General features: G+C 64.8%; 19 protein-coding genes. 11 read left to right on the top strand and 8 right to left on the bottom strand.

What is annotated here, in order from left to right; genetic code table 11:
- Positions 1-243 precede the first annotated feature (243 nt).
- From ACX80X_RS14035 to ACX80X_RS14025, 3 genes are all read right to left on the bottom strand, one after another.
- Positions 244-1,464, bottom strand: a complete 1,221-nt coding sequence (locus ACX80X_RS14035; protein WP_252598506.1) for a hypothetical protein — start codon at positions 1,462-1,464, stop codon at positions 244-246.
- Between the two features lie 216 nt (positions 1,465-1,680).
- A complete protein-coding gene (locus tag ACX80X_RS14030) occupies positions 1,681-2,799 on the bottom strand; it encodes a hypothetical protein (protein WP_252613851.1) in 1,119 nt (372 codons plus the stop codon).
- 162 nt (positions 2,800-2,961) lie between these two features.
- Positions 2,962-3,687 carry a hypothetical protein gene (locus tag ACX80X_RS14025; protein WP_252576241.1) on the bottom strand — a complete coding sequence of 242 codons (726 nt, stop codon included), beginning with the start codon at positions 3,685-3,687 and terminating at the stop codon, positions 2,962-2,964.
- Between the two features lie 190 nt (positions 3,688-3,877).
- Between ACX80X_RS14025 and ACX80X_RS14020 the strand changes: the two genes are divergently transcribed.
- The 7 genes from ACX80X_RS14020 (at position 3,878) to ACX80X_RS13990 (ending at position 12,457) form a co-directional block, all read left to right on the top strand.
- Positions 3,878-5,332 (top strand): FAD-dependent oxidoreductase, encoded by a 1,455-nt coding sequence (locus tag ACX80X_RS14020; RefSeq protein ID WP_459312395.1) that lies wholly within the window; start codon positions 3,878-3,880, stop codon positions 5,330-5,332.
- 143 nt (positions 5,333-5,475) lie between these two features.
- Positions 5,476-6,864 (top strand): helix-turn-helix domain-containing protein, encoded by a 1,389-nt coding sequence (locus ACX80X_RS14015; RefSeq protein WP_252608439.1) that lies wholly within the window; start codon positions 5,476-5,478, stop codon positions 6,862-6,864.
- A gap of 197 nt (positions 6,865-7,061) precedes the next feature.
- Complete coding sequence (exaC, locus tag ACX80X_RS14010; RefSeq protein WP_252613853.1) at positions 7,062-8,585, top strand: acetaldehyde dehydrogenase ExaC; 1,524 nt, start codon at positions 7,062-7,064, stop codon at positions 8,583-8,585.
- 128 nt (positions 8,586-8,713) lie between these two features.
- Positions 8,714-9,736: an alcohol dehydrogenase AdhP gene (gene adhP, locus ACX80X_RS14005; RefSeq protein ID WP_210412322.1), complete on the top strand. Its 1,023-nt coding sequence runs from the start codon at positions 8,714-8,716 to the stop codon at positions 9,734-9,736.
- A complete protein-coding gene (locus ACX80X_RS14000) occupies positions 9,736-10,143 on the top strand; it encodes a DUF779 domain-containing protein (protein ID WP_252608441.1) in 408 nt (135 codons plus the stop codon). Before adhP ends, ACX80X_RS14000 begins: the two co-directional genes overlap by 1 nt.
- A 218-nt stretch (positions 10,144-10,361) precedes the next feature.
- Positions 10,362-11,942, top strand: a complete 1,581-nt coding sequence (locus tag ACX80X_RS13995) for an APC family permease (RefSeq protein WP_252613854.1) — start codon at positions 10,362-10,364, stop codon at positions 11,940-11,942.
- 167 nt (positions 11,943-12,109) lie between these two features.
- Positions 12,110-12,457, top strand: a complete 348-nt coding sequence (locus ACX80X_RS13990) for a hypothetical protein (protein WP_252613855.1) — start codon at positions 12,110-12,112, stop codon at positions 12,455-12,457.
- Between the two features lie 150 nt (positions 12,458-12,607).
- Here the strand turns inward: ACX80X_RS13990 and ACX80X_RS13985 are convergent, their stop codons facing one another.
- The 4 genes from ACX80X_RS13985 to ACX80X_RS13970 all read right to left on the bottom strand — a co-directional run bounded on the left by ACX80X_RS13985 (position 12,608) and on the right by ACX80X_RS13970 (position 16,188).
- A complete protein-coding gene (locus ACX80X_RS13985; protein ID WP_252608443.1) occupies positions 12,608-13,243 on the bottom strand; it encodes a DUF2461 domain-containing protein in 636 nt (211 codons plus the stop codon).
- A 173-nt stretch (positions 13,244-13,416) separates the two neighbouring features.
- A complete protein-coding gene (locus tag ACX80X_RS13980; protein WP_252608444.1) occupies positions 13,417-14,904 on the bottom strand; it encodes a catalase in 1,488 nt (495 codons plus the stop codon).
- A gap of 18 nt (positions 14,905-14,922) precedes the next feature.
- A complete protein-coding gene (locus ACX80X_RS13975; protein ID WP_252613857.1) occupies positions 14,923-15,393 on the bottom strand; it encodes a Fur family transcriptional regulator in 471 nt (156 codons plus the stop codon).
- 30 nt (positions 15,394-15,423) lie between these two features.
- Positions 15,424-16,188, bottom strand: coding sequence for a hypothetical protein (locus tag ACX80X_RS13970; protein ID WP_252608446.1), 765 nt, complete (start codon positions 16,186-16,188; stop codon positions 15,424-15,426).
- Between the two features lie 78 nt (positions 16,189-16,266).
- Here ACX80X_RS13970 and ACX80X_RS13965 point away from each other — a divergent pair, with 78 nt between their 5' ends.
- The 4 genes from ACX80X_RS13965 (at position 16,267) to ACX80X_RS13950 (ending at position 19,822) form a co-directional block, all read left to right on the top strand.
- A complete protein-coding gene (locus tag ACX80X_RS13965; protein WP_252608448.1) occupies positions 16,267-17,538 on the top strand; it encodes an MFS transporter in 1,272 nt (423 codons plus the stop codon).
- Between the two features lie 76 nt (positions 17,539-17,614).
- On the top strand, positions 17,615-18,481 hold the full coding sequence (gene htpX, locus ACX80X_RS13960) for a zinc metalloprotease HtpX (RefSeq protein ID WP_252613859.1): 867 nt from the start codon (positions 17,615-17,617) through the stop codon (positions 18,479-18,481).
- 306 nt (positions 18,482-18,787) lie between these two features.
- Positions 18,788-19,018: a helix-turn-helix domain-containing protein gene (locus tag ACX80X_RS13955; RefSeq protein ID WP_459312390.1), complete on the top strand. Its 231-nt coding sequence runs from the start codon at positions 18,788-18,790 to the stop codon at positions 19,016-19,018.
- A gap of 552 nt (positions 19,019-19,570) precedes the next feature.
- On the top strand, positions 19,571-19,822 hold the full coding sequence (locus tag ACX80X_RS13950) for a hypothetical protein (protein ID WP_459312388.1): 252 nt from the start codon (positions 19,571-19,573) through the stop codon (positions 19,820-19,822).
- 305 nt (positions 19,823-20,127) lie between these two features.
- Here ACX80X_RS13950 and ACX80X_RS13945 read toward each other — a convergent pair whose 3' ends face one another.
- Positions 20,128-20,493 carry a phage terminase small subunit gene (locus ACX80X_RS13945; protein WP_459312386.1) on the bottom strand — a complete coding sequence of 122 codons (366 nt, stop codon included), beginning with the start codon at positions 20,491-20,493 and terminating at the stop codon, positions 20,128-20,130.
- Positions 20,494-20,673 lie beyond the last annotated feature (180 nt).

Raw genomic sequence — 20,673 nt, 5'->3', positions numbered from 1 at the left:
GGCATGAATTCTTTCTTTTCATTATTCCGGGTCAGTCATCAAACCTGCGGGCCGATTGTTCAGACCTGTCAGTGGAAGGTCCAGCCGGTTGGCAGCGGAAGCTGCTGGACTATTATTTCGGTAAATCGTCCCGGGTCCGCTGTGCTTTGATAAAGAACGGATTTCCGGGAGGTGAACAAAAGTAATTGGCGTTGAAAGCGGAATTGCCCGGACCCCAGCGGGATCCGGGCAATTCCTGGTGAATCAGGCCCGGGTGGCCTTGCGGCGCCGGGAAATGTAGATCCCGCCGCCCACACCCATGAGCGTCAGTCCGCCAATGACCATGGCAGCCAGTCCCGCAGTGCTTGCCGGGTTGGCGGCGGCAGCGCCGAACCAGTTGGTGTCCGCGAGGAAGGGAGCGTTGGACCCGGCGGTCACGGTCAGGCCGGTGACCTCGAACGTTGCGCCGGCTGCACCCTTGAGGACCAGGGTGTGCGTTCCGGCAGGCAGGTCGGCCGGAATGGTGAAGGTGTAGCTGACCGAACCGTCAGCGTTGGCCACCGCAGTTTCGGCCAGGACAACCGGCTCGGAGTGGATCTCGCCAATGACCGTTTCGCCAGCGACGAAGGTGCCGGCGGGAGCGTTGACCACGAACTTCTGGCCGCTGACCAGTTCGGCGCCGGCGGTCAGTTCCTTGACGGATCCCGTGGTGGCCAGCGGGACTGACGTGCTGCTGGGCGTCGCGGTTCCGGTCGGTGTGGCCGACGGGGTCTCCGTGGCGGTCGGCGTCGGGGTGGCCGTTTCCGTTTCGGTGGGCGTGGCGCTAGGTGACGGAGTGGCCGTTTCGGTGGCCGTCGGCGTGGCGGTCGCCGTCGGGGTGGTCACCACCGGCTGGCTGATGGTCCAGTTCTTGGACGCGTCGGTGGTGAGCGTGGCCCAGGAGGCTACGGACTTGCCCGCGACCGGGTTGATCTTGGCGGTGGTGACGCTCTCGTTCGAGACGGTGCAGACGTAACCAATGCTGTAGGTGTGGTTGGCCTGTACAGCGGCGGACATGTCAGCAATGGGGGTCTTGCTGCTGTTCACAAAACCGGATTCCAGCGTGTTGTCGTCAGCAATCGTGCCGTTGGCATTCAGGGACATCGCGTACTGGGGATCCTGCGTCAGGGGGTAGACCGTCTGCGCTTCCACGGTGCTGCTCAGCGCCGGCTGGATTTCCTGCCCGGGCTCGGACATAAAGATCAGCGCGCCCTCGAGGATGTTGCCGGTGGTGGGGCAGACCATGTCGCTGTGCAGCTTCAGCACGGACAGGCTCAGGGCGCTCCAGTTGCCGCTCGTCGGGTTGGCCGTGACGGTTCCTGCCGAGCCGGCCGGGAGGTCCGCGTTGGCAACAGCGATTCCACCGCCCAGCAGGAGGGCGGTGCCGGCAACGGCGGACGTGGCGTTCAGGCCCCAGCGGGATTTCATTGTCGTGGCGTTAGCCATAATCATTTCTTCTTTCTCAGATAAACGTGTCTACTGCTGCGGTGTTGCCCGGCGCCGGGAAATTAAATCCACCGGCCAACCAGCGAAAATCGCTGCGAAGAATTACCGATCAGTCTGGGTCATCAGTCGAATTCTGCGGGCGTGGCAAAGTAAAGCAAGACGGTACTGAAAGTAAATTCTTTATGAACGGAATTCAGGACCCGGCCGGAGGAATTGTTAGTTGGTGTAACCCGACTTTTTGCCCATCGTCCAGTCGCCCACGTAGGAGAGCGTCTTGAAACCAAACTTGTTGATGATGACCTTGCTGCCAATGGTCTTCAGGTTGGTGGTCACGGCATTGCTCAGGACCAGGCTGTAAATGAGCTTGCTGGTCTGGGTGGAGCTGGCCACCACGTTGTAGGTGTCCCGGGCGAAGGTGCCCTTGCCGCTCGCGGGTGCCACGGCTGCGTTACCGTAGAGGTCTCCGGGGGCCAGTGCCGGAGCCGTGGTGGCCGGGTCGATCGCCTTCAGGCCGTCGATGTTCGCCAGCACCTGACCGGCAGCCGTGGTGTTGGCCATGGCGCCGTTCTTCTGCGCGATCCACTGGGCGGCGGAGAAAGCGATGATGTCGCCGTCGTTGATGAGGGCCGCACCGTTATTTTCGGGATAGTTCTGCTCGATGTCGGGGATGCAGGTGCTGTTCGGGGTGACGCCGATGGCCTTCACGAAGAAGGCGCGGGTGCCCGAAGCGGCCTGGGGCAGCTTGGGAGTAAAGGTCATGGTTCCGATGACGGGCTTGCCTGTGGTGCCGTCAATGGTGACGCCGTCGCCGGCCGTGCAGCTGAAGATGTTGGCGATCTGCTGGGTGGTCAGGTTCACCGGCGTGTTGGTGGAGTCCTTGACTGCCACGGTCATCGCGTCGCGTGCGAACGGCAGGAACGTCAGGTCAGTGCCTGCCACGCTGGGTGAGGAAGAGGACCGGGCGATGTCGACGTCGTTCCTTTTCAGCGTGAAGGTGTTGTTGGCCGAGTCCTTGTAAACATGGTTCAGCGGGTTCAGGCTGGCGCTCAGGGCCTTGACGCCGGCACCGGAACCGTTGGGACGCGTAAACGCGGTGACTCCCGTTTTGGTCACGATCGCCGAGGGCAGGCCAAAGGCGTCGTAGGAAGCCACTGTCCTGATGGGGCCTGTGTTGGTCAGGGCGTTCCAGACGTCCTGGATGGTGTCGGAACCAACGGCCGCCAGCGGGCGGTCCGGCGTCGTGGGCTCCGCAGACGCGCTTGCTGAGCTGATCAGGCCGAGTGCCAAGGCGGTGACGCAGATAGCGCCGACAGCCTGGAAGGACTTCAATTTCATGTCAAGATTCCCCATCTTAGGTACCGAGTGGATTAGCTGGTGCAGGTGGGCCACGGCGCAGTGCGGGCACTGCCGCTGCGGTCTGCGGCTGCCGGAGTAGTCAGGACAGTGCCGGCCGCTATGAGTCTGCGGCGGCGCTGCCCGGCATTTCGAATTGCTTGGCTAAGAAGAACCTGCGATCAGGTGAACGTTTGGTGAAAGCACCGGCAAGGGGGCTTCGGGCAGCCGTTCCACGCCGGGAGCTCCTGCACGCAGGAGCTCGGGCGGGAACTCAACCGGAAGATGCCGGTGTCCGTGGCGGATCACTGTTTCTAGCAGGCGTGCGCCGCCAAGCAGGTCCAGTGCCGCCAGGGCGCTGCGGTCCCGGTCCCGGATGGTGGGGTACCAGGCGCTGGCCATCAACACGGGGCGTCCGCGCAGGCTGACGTACCATCCGTAGTCCCGGGCCTGCTGGTTCTGGACGAAGGTAATGGTCAGGTCCTGGGCGGCCTTCTGAGCGGCCGTCGCATTCGCGGCCGCCACCGCATAGCTCGGGAAGAGGCCAACCCCCCGGCCGAGTTCCCTGTGGTTGCCCGAGATCAGGCGCCAGACGACCAGTGGCTGGTTGAAGTGATCCATCCGGCGCACCAGTTGGTGGATGGCCGGCAGGCGGACTGGCTGTGCCAGGACTTCGGTTGGCTGTTCAACGGGATTGGTCAACCGTTGCCGCACGTTAAGTGATGGCAGCGCGGAAACATGGCCGTGCTGAACGCCAGCGCTGAAGACGGCGAGTTCGCGCTCCTTCCAGCGGGTCGCCGCAGGAAGGGCCTGACTAACAAGAGAGGTGAAGGAAATGCGTTCATTGGAAATGATGGCTCCCCAGGGATCCTGTGACTGGACGCCGCCCATGCGGTCGTGATAAGGCTCAAGCCGGATGGTTGCCAGCGGGGGTGGCGCGGGTAAAGGAAGAGCGACAGGCAGCTGAACGTCTGGCATCACACGATGCCGCGTCCCGCGGTGGGCACATTTAGAATGGGACATTGTGCGCAACTGCACTGTGCGCCTCCGTCGCAATCTCCTCGTTCCAGAAGGGCTCCCGGTGTCCAACCAAGCCGAAACCACCTCCAACCGTCCACTCCGCGTTGCCATTGTGGGTGCGGGACCGGCAGGTGTTTACGCGGCGGATATCCTGACCAAGTCCAACGGCGTCAAGGACGGCGATTTTGAGGTCAGTATCGACCTTTTTGAGGCCTACCCCGCCCCGTACGGCCTGATCCGCTACGGCGTGGCCCCTGACCACCCGCGCATCAAGGGGATCGTGAACGCGCTGCACAAGGTCCTGGACCGGGGCGACATCCGCTTCCTGGGCAACGTCACGTACGGCCGCGATCTCACCCTCCATGACTTCCGGGCCTTCTACGACGCCGTGATCTTCTCCACCGGCGCCATCAAGGACGCGGACCTGGCCATTCCTGGCATTGACCTGGCCGGATCGTTCGGCGGCGCGGACTTTGTGTCGTGGTACGACGGCCACCCGGACGTGCCCCGCGACTGGCCGCTGGATGCCAAGGAAATCGCCGTGATAGGCAACGGCAACGTGGCGCTGGACGTGGCCCGGATGCTGGTCAAACACCCCGATGAACTCCTCACCACCGAGATCCCGGACAACGTCTACCAGGGCCTGAAGAACTCCCCGGTCACCGACGTCCACGTCTTTGGCCGCCGCGGCCCGGCCCAGGTCAAGTTCACGCCGCTGGAGCTGCGCGAGCTGAGCCACATGAAGGACGTGGACATTGTCCTGTACCCGGAGGACTTCGAGTTCGACGAAGCCTCCGATGACGCCATCCGCAGCAACAACCAGATCAAGACCATGGTGAACACGCTGACCAACTGGCTTGTGGAGGAGCACGCCGAAGCGGAAGAGCCGTCCTCCCGCCGCCTGCACCTGCACTTCCTGCACAGCCCGGTGGAGATATACCAGGACCCCGACGACGGCGGGTCCGGCCGGGTGGCCGGCATCAAGTTTGAGCGGATGGAGCTGGATGGCACCGGCAGCGTCAAAGGCACGGGCGAGTTTGTGGACTACCCCGTCCAGGCCGTGTACCGCGCCATCGGCTACCACGGTTCGCCACTGGACGAGCTGGAATACAACGCCAAACGCGGAGTGATCCCGAACGAGGGCGGCCGCGTGCTCGACTCCGATGGCAACCCCGTCCCCGGAATCTACGCCACCGGCTGGATCAAGCGCGGGCCGGTCGGCCTCATCGGCCACACCAAGGGCGATGCCCTGGAGACCATCGGCTTCCTGCTGGAGGACCGGCTCACCCTGCCACCCGCCCAGAACCCGGACCCGCAGGCCATCATCGACCTCCTGCAGGAGCGCGGCATCGAGTTCACCACCTGGGAGGGCTGGATCAAGCTGGACGCGCACGAAGCAGCCCTCGGCGCCGCGTGGACAGAAGGCGAGGTCGGCGCCGACGGGACCGCCGCCGTCGTGCGTGAACGCATCAAAGTAGTCCCACGCGAGGAAATGATCAACATCTCCCGCGCCTGACCCAGCGTCACCCACCAAAACAGCGCGAACGGGCACTTGAGGCCCCAGCCAGAGGGGCCTCAAGTGTCCGTTCGCGCAAGAGGGGCTGGCACTGGAGGGTTCGCGCCTGCGGCCAGTAGACTTGCAGGACCGAGGGGAGTTCGATGAGGAACCTGATCCTGCCGCCGGCGTCCGGCGGCGAAGCGACTGCGCTGGCACAGCGGCATGCCCTGGCCGCCCATGGGCAACTCGACGCCCAGGCGTTTCCGGACGCACCGGAAATCCCCGGGCTGCGCAGGCTGATCCGGGAATCCTGGCAGCGGTCCGCCCGATTGAAAGCCAATCCGGACAATCCCGAAGCACCCCTTGCCCTGGACACTGACGAGCTTGAGGAATACCGGCGGCAGCACCCCCTGGCCAGCATTATGCCCGTGATCCACAAGCTCCTGGTCCAGCCCAGCCACGACAGCGGCCTGCTCGTTGCCGTGGGTGATGAGGTGGGCCGGCTGCTCTGGGTGGAAGGCGATCCGGCCCTGCAGCGCCGTGCCGAAGGCATGATGTTCGTGCCGGGCGCCGACTGGTCAGAGGCCACCGTGGGCACCAGCGCTCCCGGCACTGCCCTTGCCCTGGGCCGCGGCATCCAGATTTCCGGGGCGGAGCATTACCAGCGGTCCGTGCACGCGTGGAGCTGCACCGCCGTCCCGTTCCACGACCCGGATTCCGGTGCGCTGCTGGGCGTTGTGGACATCACGGGCAAAGCCAGCGCGGTGGCGCCCCACACGCTGTCGCTCGTCGAGGCGACTGTCGCTGCCGCCCAGGCGCAGCTCCGTGTTGAGCGGCTGCAGCTTGCGGCCACCCTTGCCAGCCGGCCGGCCCGACGGCGGAACGCCAGTTCGGCGGCCAGGTCGGATTCGGCCCGGGCCGGGGGAGCCGGCGGCGCCAAGGAAGGCAGCCTGTACCGCAACAGCCTGCAGCTTCTGGGCCGCGACCAGGCATTGCTCAGCATCGAAGGCAGAACGGTGGCACTGTCCGCCCGGCACAGTGAAATCCTCGCCTTGCTCAGCACCCACCCGGACGGGCTGAGCGCCGAGGAGCTCAGTGTCCTGCTCTACCCGGGCGACGGCCCCACCATGACGCTCCGCGCGGAAATGGTCCGGCTGCGCAAGATCCTCCAGCAGCTCAACCCGGCCGCCGTGCCCGAATCCAGGCCGTACAAACTCACCATGGACCTGGTCCCGGACAGCGGCCAGGTGCTGAACTGCCTACAGCGCGGCGCTCATCGCATTGCGCTGGAAATCTACCGCGGCGCAGTGCTGCCGCGCTCCGAAGCGCCGGGCATCATCGACCTCCGTGACAGGGTCTCCTCGCTCATGCGCGAAGCGGTCCTGACGGACGGCAGTGCCGAGACGCTGCTCAAGTACGCGGCCCTTCCGGAGGCGAGGGACGACGTCGACGTCCGGACCGTCGCCCTGAAGCTGCTGCCGGCGCGCTCGCCCAAGCGGGCCGCCGTCGTCGCGGACCTTGAGCGGCTGGAAGCCGAACTCAGCGCCTGACCTGGTTTCGCTCCCCACCTGCCCCCTCACCTCGCAAGCTCGGCCAGGGAACCCGGCAGGCGTGGGCCCAAACTGATTGTTCTGTGAGCTGGCTCACTTGCGCGCAACCTGACTGCAACCTTCACGCTCCTACGCTGAGACCAACGGCGGACGCCACCATCAGGCGCCACCTTTCATGCACAGCAAAGGAGCTAGCAATGACTGTTTACGCACAGCCCGGTACCGAGGGTTCGAAGGTCACGTTCAAGGACCGCTACGAGAACTGGATCGGCGGCGAGTGGGTTGCCCCCGTCAAGGGCCAGTACTTCGAGAACATCACACCCGTCACCGGCAAGGTCTTCTGCGAAGTGGCCCGCGGCACCGCGGAAGACATCGAACTGGCCCTGGACGCCGCCCACAAGATCGCACCGTCCTGGGGCAAGACCTCCGTCGCCGAGCGCGCCGCGGTCCTGAACAAGATCGCCGACCGCATCGACGAGAACCTCGAGATGCTCGCCGTCGCCGAATCCTGGGACAACGGCAAGCCCATCCGGGAGACCCTGAACGCGGACATCCCGCTCGCCGCGGACCACTTCCGCTACTTCGCCGCCGCTGTCCGCGCCCAGGAAGGCCGGCTCTCACAGCTCGACGACGACACCACGGCCTACCACTACCACGAGCCCCTCGGCGTCGTGGGCCAGATCATCCCGTGGAACTTCCCCATCCTGATGGCCGTCTGGAAGCTCGCCCCGGCCCTGGCAGCCGGCAACGCCGTTGTCCTCAAGCCCGCCGAGCAGACGCCGACGTCCATTCTGGTCCTGATGGAACTCATCGGTGACCTGCTGCCCGCCGGTGTCCTCAACGTGGTCAACGGCTTCGGCGTCGAGGCCGGCAAACCGCTCGCGTCCAGCCCGCGGATCCGCAAGATCGCCTTCACCGGCGAGACGTCCACCGGGCGCCTCATCAGCCAGTACGCCAGCCAGAACCTGATCCCCGTCACCCTGGAGCTCGGCGGCAAGAGCCCGAACATCTTCTTCAACGATGTTGCCGAGTCCGACGACGCGTTCTATGACAAGGCACAGGAGGGCTTCGCGCTCTTCGCCTTCAACCAGGGCGAGGTCTGCACCTGCCCGTCCCGTGCCCTCGTCCAGGAAGACATCTACGATTCCTTCATGGCTGACGCGGTGGCCCGGGTGGAGAAAATCATCCAGGGCAACCCGCTGGACACCGAAACCCAGCTCGGTGCCCAGGCCTCCAACGACCAGCTGGAAAAGATCCTCTCCTACATCGACATCGGCAAGCAGGAAGGCGCCAAGGTGCTCACCGGCGGCGCCCGGGCCGACATGCCCGGAGACCTGGCCGGCGGATACTACGTCCAGCCGACCATCTTCGAAGGCCACAACAAGATGCGGATCTTCCAGGAGGAAATCTTCGGGCCGGTTGTTTCCGTGACCCGCTTCAGCGACTACAACGACGCGATGGGCATCGCCAACGACACCCTCTACGGGCTTGGCGCCGGCGTCTGGTCGCGGAACGGCAACGTCGCTTACCGTGCGGGCCGCGAGATCCAGGCCGGCCGCGTCTGGGTCAACAACTACCACGCCTACCCGGCCGGCGCTGCGTTCGGCGGGTACAAGTCCTCCGGCATCGGACGTGAAAACCACTCCATGATGCTGGACCACTACCAGCAGACCAAGAACCTCCTGGTCAGCTACAACGAGAACAAGCTCGGCTTCTTCTAAGCCGCCCTTAGCCCGGGCGGGGACGGATCAGCACTGGTCCGTCCCCGCCTGCACCGTCCTGGCCACCCCTCAGGAAGGCAGCACCACCTCCACCTCACCATCGCTTTATCTACGCAAGGATTTCGCCAATGACGACGACAATGCAAGCAGCAGTAGTAACCGAATTCGGCAAGGATCTTCAGATCCAGACCCTCCCCATTCCCACCCCGGGCCGGGGCGAGGCGCTGGTCAAGGTCATCACCACCGGCGTCTGCCACACAGACCTCCACGCGGCAGCGGGCGACTGGCCGGTCAAGCCGACACCGCCGTTCATCCCCGGCCACGAAGGCGTGGGCGAAGTGGTTGCCCTGGGCGAAGGTGTCACCGACCTCGCCGTCGGCGACCTCGTCGGCAACGCCTGGCTCTGGTCCGCCTGCGGCGACTGCCAGTACTGCCGCACCGGCTGGGAGACACTCTGCGAGGTACAGAAGAACGCCGGCTACAGTGTGGACGGCTCCTTCGGGGAGTACATGCTCGTGGACACGCGCTTTGCCGCCCGCATCCCGGCGGGCTCGGACCCCGTTGAAGTCGCACCGGTGCTTTGCGCCGGCGTCACGGTCTACAAGGGCCTGAAGATGACCGAAGCCAGGCCCGGACAGTGGGTCACCATTTCCGGCATCGGCGGACTCGGGCACATTGCTGTCCAGTACGCAGTGGCGATGGGCCTGCGGGTAGCCGCCGTGGACATCGCGGACGACAAACTCGCCCTAGCCAAGAAGCACGGTGCGGAGCTGACCGTCAACGCGCTGCACGAAGATCCCGTCGAAGTTATCCAACGTGAAACCGGAGGTTGTCATGGAGTGCTTGTCACCGCAGTACACCCGTCTGCTTTCGGCCAGGCGATCGGCATGGCCCGCCGGGGCGGGACGATTGTGTTCAACGGCCTGCCGCCGGGCGACTTCCCGGCACCGATCTTCGAGATTGTGCTCAAGGGCCTGACCGTCCGCGGCTCGATCGTGGGAACCCGGCAGGACCTGGAGGAAGCCCTCGAGTTCTACGCGGAGGGCAAAATCCACCCCACGGTCTCCACCCGGGAGCTTTCCGAGGTCAACGCCGTTCTTGACGAGATGAAGCACGCCAAGATCGACGGCCGCGTCGTTATCAAGTACTGATGATGGAGGCGAGGCTTGACGCGGCGGTGACGCTGCCCGGGGAGGATATCTCCCGCGTGGCTCTCACCGCCGAGGCCCTGGGACTGCTCAGGAAGTTGTGGGGGCAGCACGGGCCCCTGATGTTCCACCAGTCCGGCGGCTGCTGCGACGGGTCCTCGCCTATGTGTTATCCGGCCGGGGAGTTCATCACCGCGGAAGCGGACGTCCTCCTGGGGCTGTTCGACATCGCCGGCGGCCTGGAGCCGCAGCCCCTCGAGTTCTGGATGTCCAGGGAGCAGTTCAACTACTGGAGCCACACCCATCTGACCGTGGACGTGGTCGAGGGCCGGGGGAGCGGGTTCTCGGTTGAGTCGCCGGAAGGCAAGCGGTTCCTGATCCGGTCAAAGCTGATGGACTGGCCGGTCTAGCAGTACGGTCCAACACGCAGCCAGCACCAAAGCACCAGCACCAAACACCAGTGCGAACGGACACTTGAGGCCCTCCCGGCGAGGGCCTCAAGTGTCTGTTCGCGCTTAACCGGGGCGGGCAGGGAGTCTCACCATGCGGGACAGATGTGAACGTCCAGTGGGTGGACGAGTATCGTTGATGGGTCTGTTTCCAACACAAATCAGGATTGTGGAACCTTATGAACCTTCTCCGGACCAAATCCATCGAGCAGTCCATCGCCGACGCCGATGAACCCGGACGCAAGCTCAAGCGGTCGCTCAGCAGCTGGGACCTGATGATCATGGGTGTCGCCGTCGCTGTCGGCGCCGGCATTTTCTCGGTCGGCGCCAAGGCTGCGGCCAACTTCTCCGGCCCCGCCGTGACGTTGTCCTTTGCCATTGCCGCCGTGACGTGTGCCCTGGCCATCATGTGCTACGCCGAGTTTGCCACCGCCATTCCGGTTGCCGGGTCGGCCTACGTCTTTACGTACGCCACCATGGGCGAGCTGCTGGCGTGGATCATCGGCTGGAACCTGATCCTGGAACTTTTCACCGCCGCGGCAGTGATCGCCAAGTACTGGGGCATCTACCTCAGCAAGGTGTTCGCGCTGATGGGGGCCGACGTGCCGCCAGCACTGTCTCTCGGCGGCGTGGACCTCTACTGGGGTGCGTTCCTGATCGTTGCCGTCTTCACCGTGCTCCTGGTGCTCGGCACCAAGCTCTCCGCCCGCGTGGGCAACGTCTTCACCCTGATCAAGATCGCCGTTGTGCTGTTTGTGATCGTAGTGGGCTTCACCTACGTGAAGTTCGAGAACTACACGCCGTTCGTGCCCGCCGCGGAACCTACCGCCGGCGGCTCCGCGGATGTTCTGAAGCAATCATTCTTCGGCTTCCTCACCGGTGCCGCGCCCGCCCAGTACGGCACGCTGGGCATCTTCGCCGGCGCGGCGCTGGTGTTCTTCGCCTTCATCGGCTTTGATGTCGTGGCCACGTCCGCGGAGGAAGTCAAGAACCCGCAGAAGACCCTGCCTCGCGGCATCTTCGGCGGCCTGGCCGTGGTGACGCTGCTCTACATCCTGGTGTCCCTCGCGCTCACCGGCATGGTGTCCTACACGGACCTCGCGGCAGCCGAGACTCCCACCCTCACCACCGCGTTCGAGGCCGTCGGCAACACCACCGCGGCCAAGGTCATCGCCTTCGGCTCCCTGATCGGCCTCACCACTGTCATCATGGTGCTGCTGATGGGGCTGTCCCGCGTGGTGCTGGCCATGAGCCGCGACGGACTGCTGCCCCGCGCGCTGTCCAAGACCAGCGAAAAGCGTTCGACGCCGGTCCGCCTCCAGATCATCTGCGGCGCCGCCGTAGCACTTGTGGCCGGCCTGACCAACGTGGACCTGCTGGAAGAAATGATCAACATCGGCACACTGTCGGCGTTTGTGGTTGTGAGCCTGGGCATCCTGGTGCTGCGCAAAAAGCGTCCGGACCTGAAGCCGTCCTTCCGCGTCCCGTTCGGCAAGGTCCTCCCGGTGGTTTCCGCCGTCCTGTGCCTGTACCTGATGACAAACCTCGCCGTGGAGACGTGGATCTTCTTCGCCGGCTGGCTGGTCATCGGCGTCGTGATCTACTTCGCCTACGGCCAGCGTCACTCCCGCCTGAACGAAAAGTTCGCCGAGGCCAAGTCCGCCGTGGACGCCACGGAATCCGGCGCGGACTCCGGCGCGGACGCCCGCCTTTCCGGCAGTGATGCCCCGGCCGACGACGAGGCACTCACCCGCACCTAGGCTGGGCGGCTGCAAAACTGCGCACAAGACGGAGGCACCCGGGCACCCTTTGGTGGCCGGGTGCCTCTTTCGTGCGTCCGCGATTTTGCTCTGTTGTGATTTTGCCGATAAGCCCTATTTAGGGCATCGGGTTCCCCCTGCGGGACGAGTCGGCACCCACCGGCCTCATGATCAAAGAGCGCCGCACCATGGACCAGCTCAAGGTCTGGTCTACCGGTCCGGAAGCGCGGGGCTCCCGGCGGGCCCGGGAGGACACCCCGGCCGATCGGATTGCCAACGCCCGGCTGCTGCACCTCACGGGCATCACTCCCGCGCCGCGCTGTGGTCCGCCGACGAAGCCTGTGACGTTTTCCGGAACGTCATCGCCCAGGCAGACATCGTGTTCGCCGGGGACGACGAAGCCGCCATCGCGGTTGGGAAAGTCTGACGACTCCCTGGAGCTTGCCGGCCGGATCGCTGCCCTGGGGCGGGCCAGGCGGTCATCAAGCGCGGTGCCGCAGGCTGTGCCGCGGTGATGGACGGAGTGGAATACGCGCAGGATCAGTCCGCGTCAACGCCATCAACACAGTGGGGGCCGGCGACGCTTTTGTGGCAGGCTACATCTCGGACTTGCTGGCCGTGCCCCCGTCGTATGGGGAGCTATCCCATCTACAGGAAGTACGGCGTCACGGGGCCGCATGCCGGCCCACCCAGTCCACCAAGGGCCGCAGCTTGTCCCACAGCGCCTCGATTTCCTGCACCGCCGCCGGCGAATCCAGCCACTCCGGCTGGCCCAGTTCGATGCCGGCGGACAGCGACTTGTGCTTCAGCAGCTCCGCCCGGGGATGGTCCTTGTCGAAACCGCGCGGCACGGTCTTGAGTTTTTCGCCCTCCACGGCAAAGCCCGCGGCAGCCACGGTCTCCACGATGTGCCGCAGCGATTCGCCGGTGCCGGACGCATCCACGGAGTTTCGTAAGCGGGCCAGCTGGGCCGGCGTACTGGTGTGGCAGCCGCCGCCCACCAGGAGCCCGTCGGCGCTCACCTGGACGTAATAGCCCACGCCTTCCTGGGACGACGCGAACGCTCCCTGGGCAGTCTTGTAGGGCGATTTGTCCTGGGAGAACCTGATGTCCCGGTTGGGCCGGAAGATCTTGCCCGGCCCAAACCGCGGCTCCAGTTCGGCCAGCAGGGCCGTGACCGGATCCCGCACCAGGGTGTTGTAGCTGTCCTTGTGCTCCAGCCACCACTCCCGGTTGTTGTTGTGCTCAAGTTCGGCATAGAACGCGAATGCCCCTGCAGGGATGCCCTGGAATGTACTCATGCAGTGATCCTAGGGACCACCGGGCAGCCCGGCCATTGCGGCAGGCTCCTATGTGGAAACAAGAGCTGTGTGGAAACAAGAGCTGTGTGGAAACAAGAGCTGTGTGGAAACGAGACCGCCCCGCCACGCAAAACCGTGACGGGGCGGACGTTGCACCACAGGGGGCAGAGAAACTAGCCGATCTTGTTGGCAGCCTCGGCGTCGGAATCAGTGGAGCCCGCACCCAGGTTGGCGCGCAGCTTGGCGCCGAGTTCGGCGTCCACATTGGTCCAGTACTGGATGGCGCGTTCCTTGATCTCGGCGTTCTTCACGCCGCCTACCGCACCGCTGATGGTGTCCAGCAGACGGGCCTTGGCGCCGTCGTCGAACACCTCGCGGTACAGGGTGCCGGCCTGGCCGAAGTCGCCGTCCTCGGCGTGCAGGGAGTGTGCGGAGAGCGTGAGCTCACCGTCGTTCTCCCAGCCGCCGGCCGGGGAAGCCGGCTCAACGGCAGCCGGGCCGTTGAAGGAGTTCGGCGCGTAAACCGGTACGGACGGGGCGTTGAAATGGTAACGCCCGGCGCCGTCCTGGCTGTAGTTGTTGACCTGGTTCTTCGGCTGGTTCACCGGGATCTGCGCGTGGTTGGTGCCCACGCGGTAGCGGTGTGCGTCGGCGTAGGAGAAGATACGGGCCTGCAGCATCTTGTCCGGGGAGGCGGCGATGCCCGGCACGAAGTTCGACGGCGCGAAGGTGGCCTGCTCGATCTGCGCGAAGTAGTTCTCCGGGTTCTTGTTCAGCTCCATGGTGCCCACGTGGATCAGCGGGTAGTCCGAGTGCGGCCACACCTTGGTGAGGTCGAACGGGTTGAAGCGGTAGCCCTTGGCGTCTTCGTACGGCATGACCTGGACGTGCAGTTCCCAGGACGGGAAGTTGCCCTCGGCGATGTTGTCCTGCAGGTCGCGGATGTAGAAGTCCGCGTCCGAGCCAGCCAGCTCTTCGGCCTGGTCGCCGGAGATGGTCTTGACGCCCTGGTTGGACTTGAAGTGGTACTTGACCCAGAAGCGCTCGCCCTCGGCATTGATCCACTGGTAGGTGTGCGAGCCGTAGCCCTGCATTTCACGCCAGGAGGCCGGCAGGCCGCGGTCGCCCATAAGCCAGGTCACCTGGTGTGCGGATTCCGGGGACAGGGTCCAGAAGTCCCACTGCATGTCCGCATCGCGCAGGTGCGTGCCCGGGAGGCGCTTCTGGGAGTGGATGAAGTCCGGGAACTTGATGCCGTCGCGGATGAAGAAGACGGGGGTGTTGTTGCCCACGAGGTCGTAGTTGCCCTCGGAGGTGTAGAACTTGACGGCGAAACCGCGGGGATCGCGCCAGGTGTCCGGGGAGCCGGCCTCGCCGGCAACCGAGGAGAAACGGATCAGCATCTCGGTCTCAACGCCCGGCTGCAGGAACGCGGCCTTGGTGTACTTGGAGATGTCCGAAGTGGCCTTGAACGTACCGAACGCGCCGCCGCCCTTGGCGTGCACTACGCGCTCCGGCACCCGCTCGCGGTTGAACTGGGCGAGCTTTTCGATCAGGTAGTGGTCCGTGAGGATAATGGCGCCGTCGGCACCGACGGACTGTGCGTGCGCGTCGGAAGTGACGGGCGCACCGGACTGGGTTGTAGAGATGTTCGCAGTCATTTTTCTCCTATTTCTCGATTACTTGGGACGTTCAGAAGGAAGTTTTTGGGACTCTTGGCAGTCCTGGCAGATGCCCTGGTACATCACGTCGGCAATCTGGATGGTCATCGGCTTGGAGTTCTCATCCCAGTGCGGGGTGAGGCAGGGTGCGTGCCCGACGGCGCATTCGACGTCCTCCACGCGGCCGCAGCTGATGCAGATGGCGTGGTGGTGGTTGTCACCGACGCGGGTCTCATACAGGGCCGGGGAATGCGGCGGCTCGAAGCGGCGCAGCATGTGCAGGTCGGTCAGGTCGCCGAGGACCACGTATACCGATTGCGCGGTCAGCTCCGGAAGTTCGGTGCGCGCGGCGGCCAGGATGCTCTCCGCGGGGGAGTGCGGATGATGTTCGACGGCGGTCAGCACGGCGAGCCGCTGTTTGGTCACCCGGCGGCCGTGGGCACGCAGGGCGGCAGCCCATGCATCGTGGCCGCCAAAGTGTTCCGACATGTTTCTATTGAAGCACTTATTATGAGTCGATCACAATAAGGCTTGGCTTACCTTCGGCAGGTCCAGGAATTCCTGCATGGGGTTGCGGGATTCTCCTCCCGAGCGGCCCATGGCATGGACTTCCAGGCCGCCGGGTCCGGGTTCCGGCACCACGCAGCTCAGCCCGGTCACGCCGGGGCGGGTTGCCAGGCCCTCGACGACGGCGGCCAGCGCCAGCAGATGGCCGGGTGTCAGGCCGGGACCGCCCGGCGCCGGCGGCAACGCCGGTGCGAGCACCGTGTGGTGCGCGCCGGCCTTGAATTTCGGGGTCCTGGCGGTGAGTTCCGGGAGCGTGCCGTCCGCCGGCGGGACGGGCTCCGCCGGGCGCGCATCAGCCAGCCGGCGCAGGGCGGCGCGGAGGCCGCCGTCGTACTCGCCAAGTTCTTCCGCTGCGGCCGGCACGCGGCGCTGAACGGGCAGGCGCAGCTGTTCGCCGGGCGTGACCGGCTCGGCGTCCCAGCGCCCGAAGACGTGGAACGTGGGCGTGGAGGATTCCGCTTCCGGTTCGCCGATGGCCGCTCCGATGGGGTGCCACTGGTGCGCAAACATAACGGTGCAGCGGCCGGCCCCCAGCACTTCGGCGAGGGCCTGCCGGGCAGTGTTGTGGCAGTGCAGCCAGTCGGTGGCGGAGCGGAGATCGAACGCCATGGCCGGATTCGTGAGCCTGATCAGGAGATGGCCGGCGTTCAGGGCGGTGCGGGGCCGGGCAACCTCCCAGCAAGGCGAGGCAAAAAGCAGCCGCCTGGAAACATGCATATGCCGACTCCTTTCCCCCGCCTGAGGATACCAAGCGTGTGACAGAACAGGACACTGATGCGCTATTAGGGTTGCAGGGTGGGGAAACTGCTGGCCGATATCACACCGCTCCGGGAGAGCCCGGCCTTCCGCCGGCTCTGGCTGGGTTCCGCCGTCTCGGCCGTGGGGAGCCAGCTCACGCTGGTGGCCGTGAGCCTGGAGGTGTACCGGCTCACGCAGGACAGTTTCTATGTGGGACTGCTGGGTGTGTTTGCGCTGGTGCCGCTGGTGTTCGGCGGCCTGCTGGGCGGCTCCATCGCCGACTCCCACAACCGCCGCACGGTGGCGCTCCTGGCAACGTCCGTCCTGTGGCTGACTACCGGCCTGATCGCGCTGCAGTCCTGGCTGCAGCTGGGAAACGTCTGGATTCTCTACCTCCTGGTGGCGCTGCAAAGCGGTGCCCAGGCCATCAACCAGCCGGCCCGCAGTGCCATCATCCCCACGCTCATCCGCAAGGAACTGCTTCCCGCGGCCAACGCGCTCAGCATGATGTCGTTCGGGCTGGCGTTGACGGTGGGACCCCTGCTGGCGGGGGTGCTGGTGGCGTGGGTGGGCTTTGGCTGGACGTACACCATCGACTTCATCAGCTTCGCTTTTGTGCTCTGGGCGGTCTTCAGGCTCCCGTCCATGCCGCCCTCGGGAAGCGCCGGGCGGGCCGGGATCCGGTCTGTCATCGAGGGGTTCCGGTTCCTGGGCACCCGGCCCAACCTGCGGATGACCTTCATCATCGACCTCGTGGCCATGATCCTGGCCCAGCCGCGCGCGCTGATGCCCGCCATCGGTGCGCTGATGATCGGCGGCGGCGAAACCACGGTGGGCATCCTGCTGGCCTCCAGCGCGGTGGGCGCGTTCCTGGCCGGCCTGTTTTCGGGGCCGCTCGGCCAGATCCGGTGGCAGGGGAGTGCCGTGGTGTGGTCAGTGATGGGCTGGGGTGCCTCGATTGCCGGCTTCGGTGTGGTGGTGCTCCTGGCAGGACGGACGGACGACGGCGGGGCCACAGTTTGGCTGGTCCCGGCGGCTTTGTGCTGCGCACTGGCCGGAATCGCAGACTCCATCAGTGCAGTCTTCCGCAACACCATCCTGCAGGCCGCTGCGCCGGACCACCTGCGCGGACGGCTCCAGGGGGTCTTCATTGTGGTGGTGGTCGGTGGGCCGCGCGTGGGTGACCTGCTGGCAGGCGGCGGGACTAAGATTCTCAGTGAGGGCTGGGTCCTGCTTCTGGGCGGGGTTTTGTGCATCGCGGTGGCCTGGCTGGCGGCACAGCTGCAGCCGGGCTTCCGGCAGTACGATGCCCGCGACCCGATGCCATAGGGCCATGCCTTGTTGGGGCAACTTGGCGGGGCAACCTGTTGGGTCAACTTTGTCAGGGCGACGTGGAGGAGTGGACGTGCACAAGCATTACAACGGCCTGAAAACTGCGGCGCTCTTTGGCGTCCTGTGGGCGGTGCTCCTGGGCCTGGGCGGACTGATCGGGATCAATACCCGCAGTTCAGCGCCCATCTGGATCATGGCCCTGATCGGCGTGGCCACCACCGCCTACGGCTACTGGAACAGCGACAAAATTGCCATCCGCTCCATGCAGGCCTACCCCGTCACGGAGGCCCAGGCGCCACAGCTCTACCAGATTGTCCGGGAGCTCTCCGTCCGGGCCAACCAGCCGATGCCCCGCATCTACCTCTCACCCACCATGAACCCGAACGCGTTCGCCACCGGCCGGAATCCCAAAAACGCCGCCGTGTGCTGCACCGAAGGGATCCTGCAGCTGCTGGATGCCCGCGAGCTGCGCGGGGTCCTGGGGCACGAGCTGATGCACGTGTACAACCGGGACATCCTCACGTCCTCGGTGGCAGCCGCGGTGGCCGGCGTCATCACATCCGTGGGCCAGATGCTGCTGTTCTTCGGCGGCGACCGGCGCACCTCCAACCCGCTGGCCATGCTGGCGATGGCCCTTTTGGCACCGTTTGCCGCCTCGCTCATCCAGCTGGCCATCTCCCGGACCCGCGAGTACGACGCCGACGAGGACGGTTCGCAGCTCACTGGCGATCCGCTGGCGCTCGCCTCAGCCCTACGCAAGATTGAGCAGGGGGTGCGGATCGCGCCGCTGCCGCAGGAGCAGAAGCTGGTCAACACCTCGCACCTGATGATCGCCAACCCGTTCCGCGGCGGGGCGATGACCAAGCTATTCGCCACCCACCCGCCGATGAAGGAGCGGATCGCCCGGCTGGAACGGATTGCCGGCCGGCCGCTGAACTGAGGCTGACTGACCGACCCGGGCGCCGCCGTCGTACTTTCACCCGGGACACGCAAAAACGCCGGCGCTGCCCGTATTCCGGTAGCGCCGGCGTCTTTTGTCAGCGGCAGAATTTTTGCGCCTCGAAAACGAGGGCCTGGTCCGCTAGCTGCGGAAGTTGACGAACTGCAAATTGGTATTTGGGTGGCGTTGTCTCATGCTGATAACCGCTAGATTCCGGGCTTTCCCTTGTGGGTCATATTTTCCTGAAATTGGCCGATTGCGGACCTCTTGCGGACTTTCTGCGGACTCGGAGGGCAGACTGGGCCAATGAATGATTGGAAGGACTACCAGCACGCGAACTGCTGCCCGTGTCACACGACGCGGAAGATTGCTTACACCATCGAGGAGGCCGCGGCCAGAGTCGGACTGAGTTCACGCACCCTGCGGGATCAGATCGCAGACAATTACCTGCTGGCCCGATATTTCAACTCGAAAGCACTCATCACGCATGAGGACCTTGTTGCCTGGATCAATAGGCTTCCGACCGAGGCCAAGTAGCGCCGCTCGGCATGTACTCGTAGTCAGGCTCCATCTCCTCATACGGGGACCGCACCACCGGGGCCAGCAGGTCATCCAGCATCCTGCCGACCGCTTCAACATCTAACTTCACCATGGCAGGGATACTAGGCGGAGGGTCTGACGGTGAATGTCCCGCGGGCGGTGGGACGTTTGCGCCACAGCTTGTGGCACAAACGCGCAGGGCTCAGGACTGGCGCCGCTCCTCCAGGAAGTCTTCAAAGCTCCTCGGCAAGCTCAACTTGTCCGGTCCGCTCTCTGTGGCTGTGAACCATGCCCCGGTGACTGGCGCACCGGCTCTTACCACCTCCGGTATCAGGTCTCCCGGTACCTCATTTAGTGGATTGTTGGCTAGGAGCCTGGCCTGTGTCTCATCGGAGAGCTGATCCCACCATGTCTGCGGTTCTGGAAAGTTCATCATGGGGGTGAGCATAACCGAGCGAGTATTTAGCACGCCTGTGCTGTTTCCTGCTGGGCCAAGACTCATTCCGGCGATCTATACCCTGCGGCAGGTTTACGTGGTTAGATCAGCGCATGGGGATCAAATTGGGGAAAAACGGCAAACTTCCGGGCGACACTCTTATTGGAGTGGGCATTATGTTCTGCTTCCTGAGCGTGGTGCTCTTCGTATTGGGCTCATTCAACGGTGTACCCAATGGGTTCTTCCTTGGCGGCGGCGGAATCCTTGGGCTGCTCATTATCTGCGTGGGCTACCTGAAACGCATATCGGCGGCGCTCATGGCTTCGGTTGAAGTTGTTGAAGTGGCGCCTGCCGCGAAACTGTAAGCCAGCCAAACTACAAAGCGGGCCCCGAACCTCCTGAGAGATCCGGGGCCGCTTTTGCGTGCCGCTACCTGTTGTGGTGTCCGTAGTCGTTGGGTCGGAAGCTGCCATCCAGGACGGCTGCCCAAACGTCGGGGCCCTCTCCCCATCCATAGATGACGCCGGCAATATTGACCCGGTAACAGATTCCGCCCTTGAACCAAGCCCTGACTTCACCGCGGGGCGTCTGGAGGGTCTGCTGTGCGACGCGGTTAGGGTCCGTGGAAATGGGTAAGACAGGGGCGACGGAATCACGCCGCGCTAGCCTCCTACTGCTCATGGCGGACTACCCAGCCAAGGGCAAGCATCCCCGCGGGCGTAAGCCCTAGCTGCCCGCCTAGATGTCGCATTTCCTGGGCCTGCCATGCTGCTGCCGTGCCCTCATAAACAGCGCGTGCGTGGCAGACGTAGGCCGCTACGGCAGGCACAAAAGAGTCGTCATACTCGTTCGCTTGCGGGCTTTTCCAGATATTTCGCCACAATTTCTTGTCTTCTGGGGACCAATTGCCCGATTTTGGCAGCGGCGGGATGGGCAGGTCGCAACCTTCCGCCGGAAGTTCGATCAGGCCGGAACGTGCGCCGGGGCTGCGATGCCGTGAGTTCGGCTTGGCTGGATTCGCTTTAGGACCGGGCACTTGCCGGCCTCCTTTCGTTGGGTCTAACTGCTTGCCGCACCATCTAAAGACCCCACCAGCGGTGGGGGTGGTGGGATCCCTTCATGGGGTGCCCCCCAGGGGGTGGGGGGCCTGTCTCGTCGCCGTCGTGCTGCTGCTGGTGTGGTGGTGCCGGGTGCGCGGTGGCCGTCGCTTGTGCTT

This window comes from Pseudarthrobacter sp. MDT3-1, from assembly GCF_054510755.1.
This window is presented reverse-complemented; position numbering and strand designations above follow the sequence as displayed.

What these genes read in the sequence shown, in the direction of transcription:
- ACX80X_RS13990 (WP_252613855.1), top strand. Translation starts at nt 12,110, where the DNA reads ATGATCAAAGAGCGCCGCACCATGGACCAGCTCAAGGTCTGGTCTACC.
- ACX80X_RS14015 (WP_252608439.1), top strand. Translation starts at nt 5,476, where the DNA reads ATGAGGAACCTGATCCTGCCGCCGGCGTCCGGCGGCGAAGCGACTGCG.
- ACX80X_RS13980 (WP_252608444.1), bottom strand. Translation starts at nt 14,904, where the DNA reads ATGACTGCGAACATCTCTACAACCCAGTCCGGTGCGCCCGTCACTTCC.
- ACX80X_RS13975 (WP_252613857.1), bottom strand. Translation starts at nt 15,393, where the DNA reads ATGTCGGAACACTTTGGCGGCCACGATGCATGGGCTGCCGCCCTGCGT.
- ACX80X_RS13970 (WP_252608446.1), bottom strand. Translation starts at nt 16,188, where the DNA reads ATGCATGTTTCCAGGCGGCTGCTTTTTGCCTCGCCTTGCTGGGAGGTT.
- ACX80X_RS14030 (WP_252613851.1), bottom strand. Translation starts at nt 2,799, where the DNA reads ATGAAATTGAAGTCCTTCCAGGCTGTCGGCGCTATCTGCGTCACCGCC.
- ACX80X_RS13985 (WP_252608443.1), bottom strand. Translation starts at nt 13,243, where the DNA reads ATGAGTACATTCCAGGGCATCCCTGCAGGGGCATTCGCGTTCTATGCC.
- exaC (WP_252613853.1), top strand. Translation starts at nt 7,062, where the DNA reads ATGACTGTTTACGCACAGCCCGGTACCGAGGGTTCGAAGGTCACGTTC.
- adhP (WP_210412322.1), top strand. Translation starts at nt 8,714, where the DNA reads ATGACGACGACAATGCAAGCAGCAGTAGTAACCGAATTCGGCAAGGAT.
- ACX80X_RS13955 (WP_459312390.1), top strand. Translation starts at nt 18,788, where the DNA reads ATGAATGATTGGAAGGACTACCAGCACGCGAACTGCTGCCCGTGTCAC.
- ACX80X_RS14025 (WP_252576241.1), bottom strand. Translation starts at nt 3,687, where the DNA reads ATGGGCGGCGTCCAGTCACAGGATCCCTGGGGAGCCATCATTTCCAAT.
- ACX80X_RS14000 (WP_252608441.1), top strand. Translation starts at nt 9,736, where the DNA reads ATGATGGAGGCGAGGCTTGACGCGGCGGTGACGCTGCCCGGGGAGGAT.
- ACX80X_RS13995 (WP_252613854.1), top strand. Translation starts at nt 10,362, where the DNA reads ATGAACCTTCTCCGGACCAAATCCATCGAGCAGTCCATCGCCGACGCC.
- ACX80X_RS14035 (WP_252598506.1), bottom strand. Translation starts at nt 1,464, where the DNA reads ATGGCTAACGCCACGACAATGAAATCCCGCTGGGGCCTGAACGCCACG.
- ACX80X_RS13950 (WP_459312388.1), top strand. Translation starts at nt 19,571, where the DNA reads ATGGGGATCAAATTGGGGAAAAACGGCAAACTTCCGGGCGACACTCTT.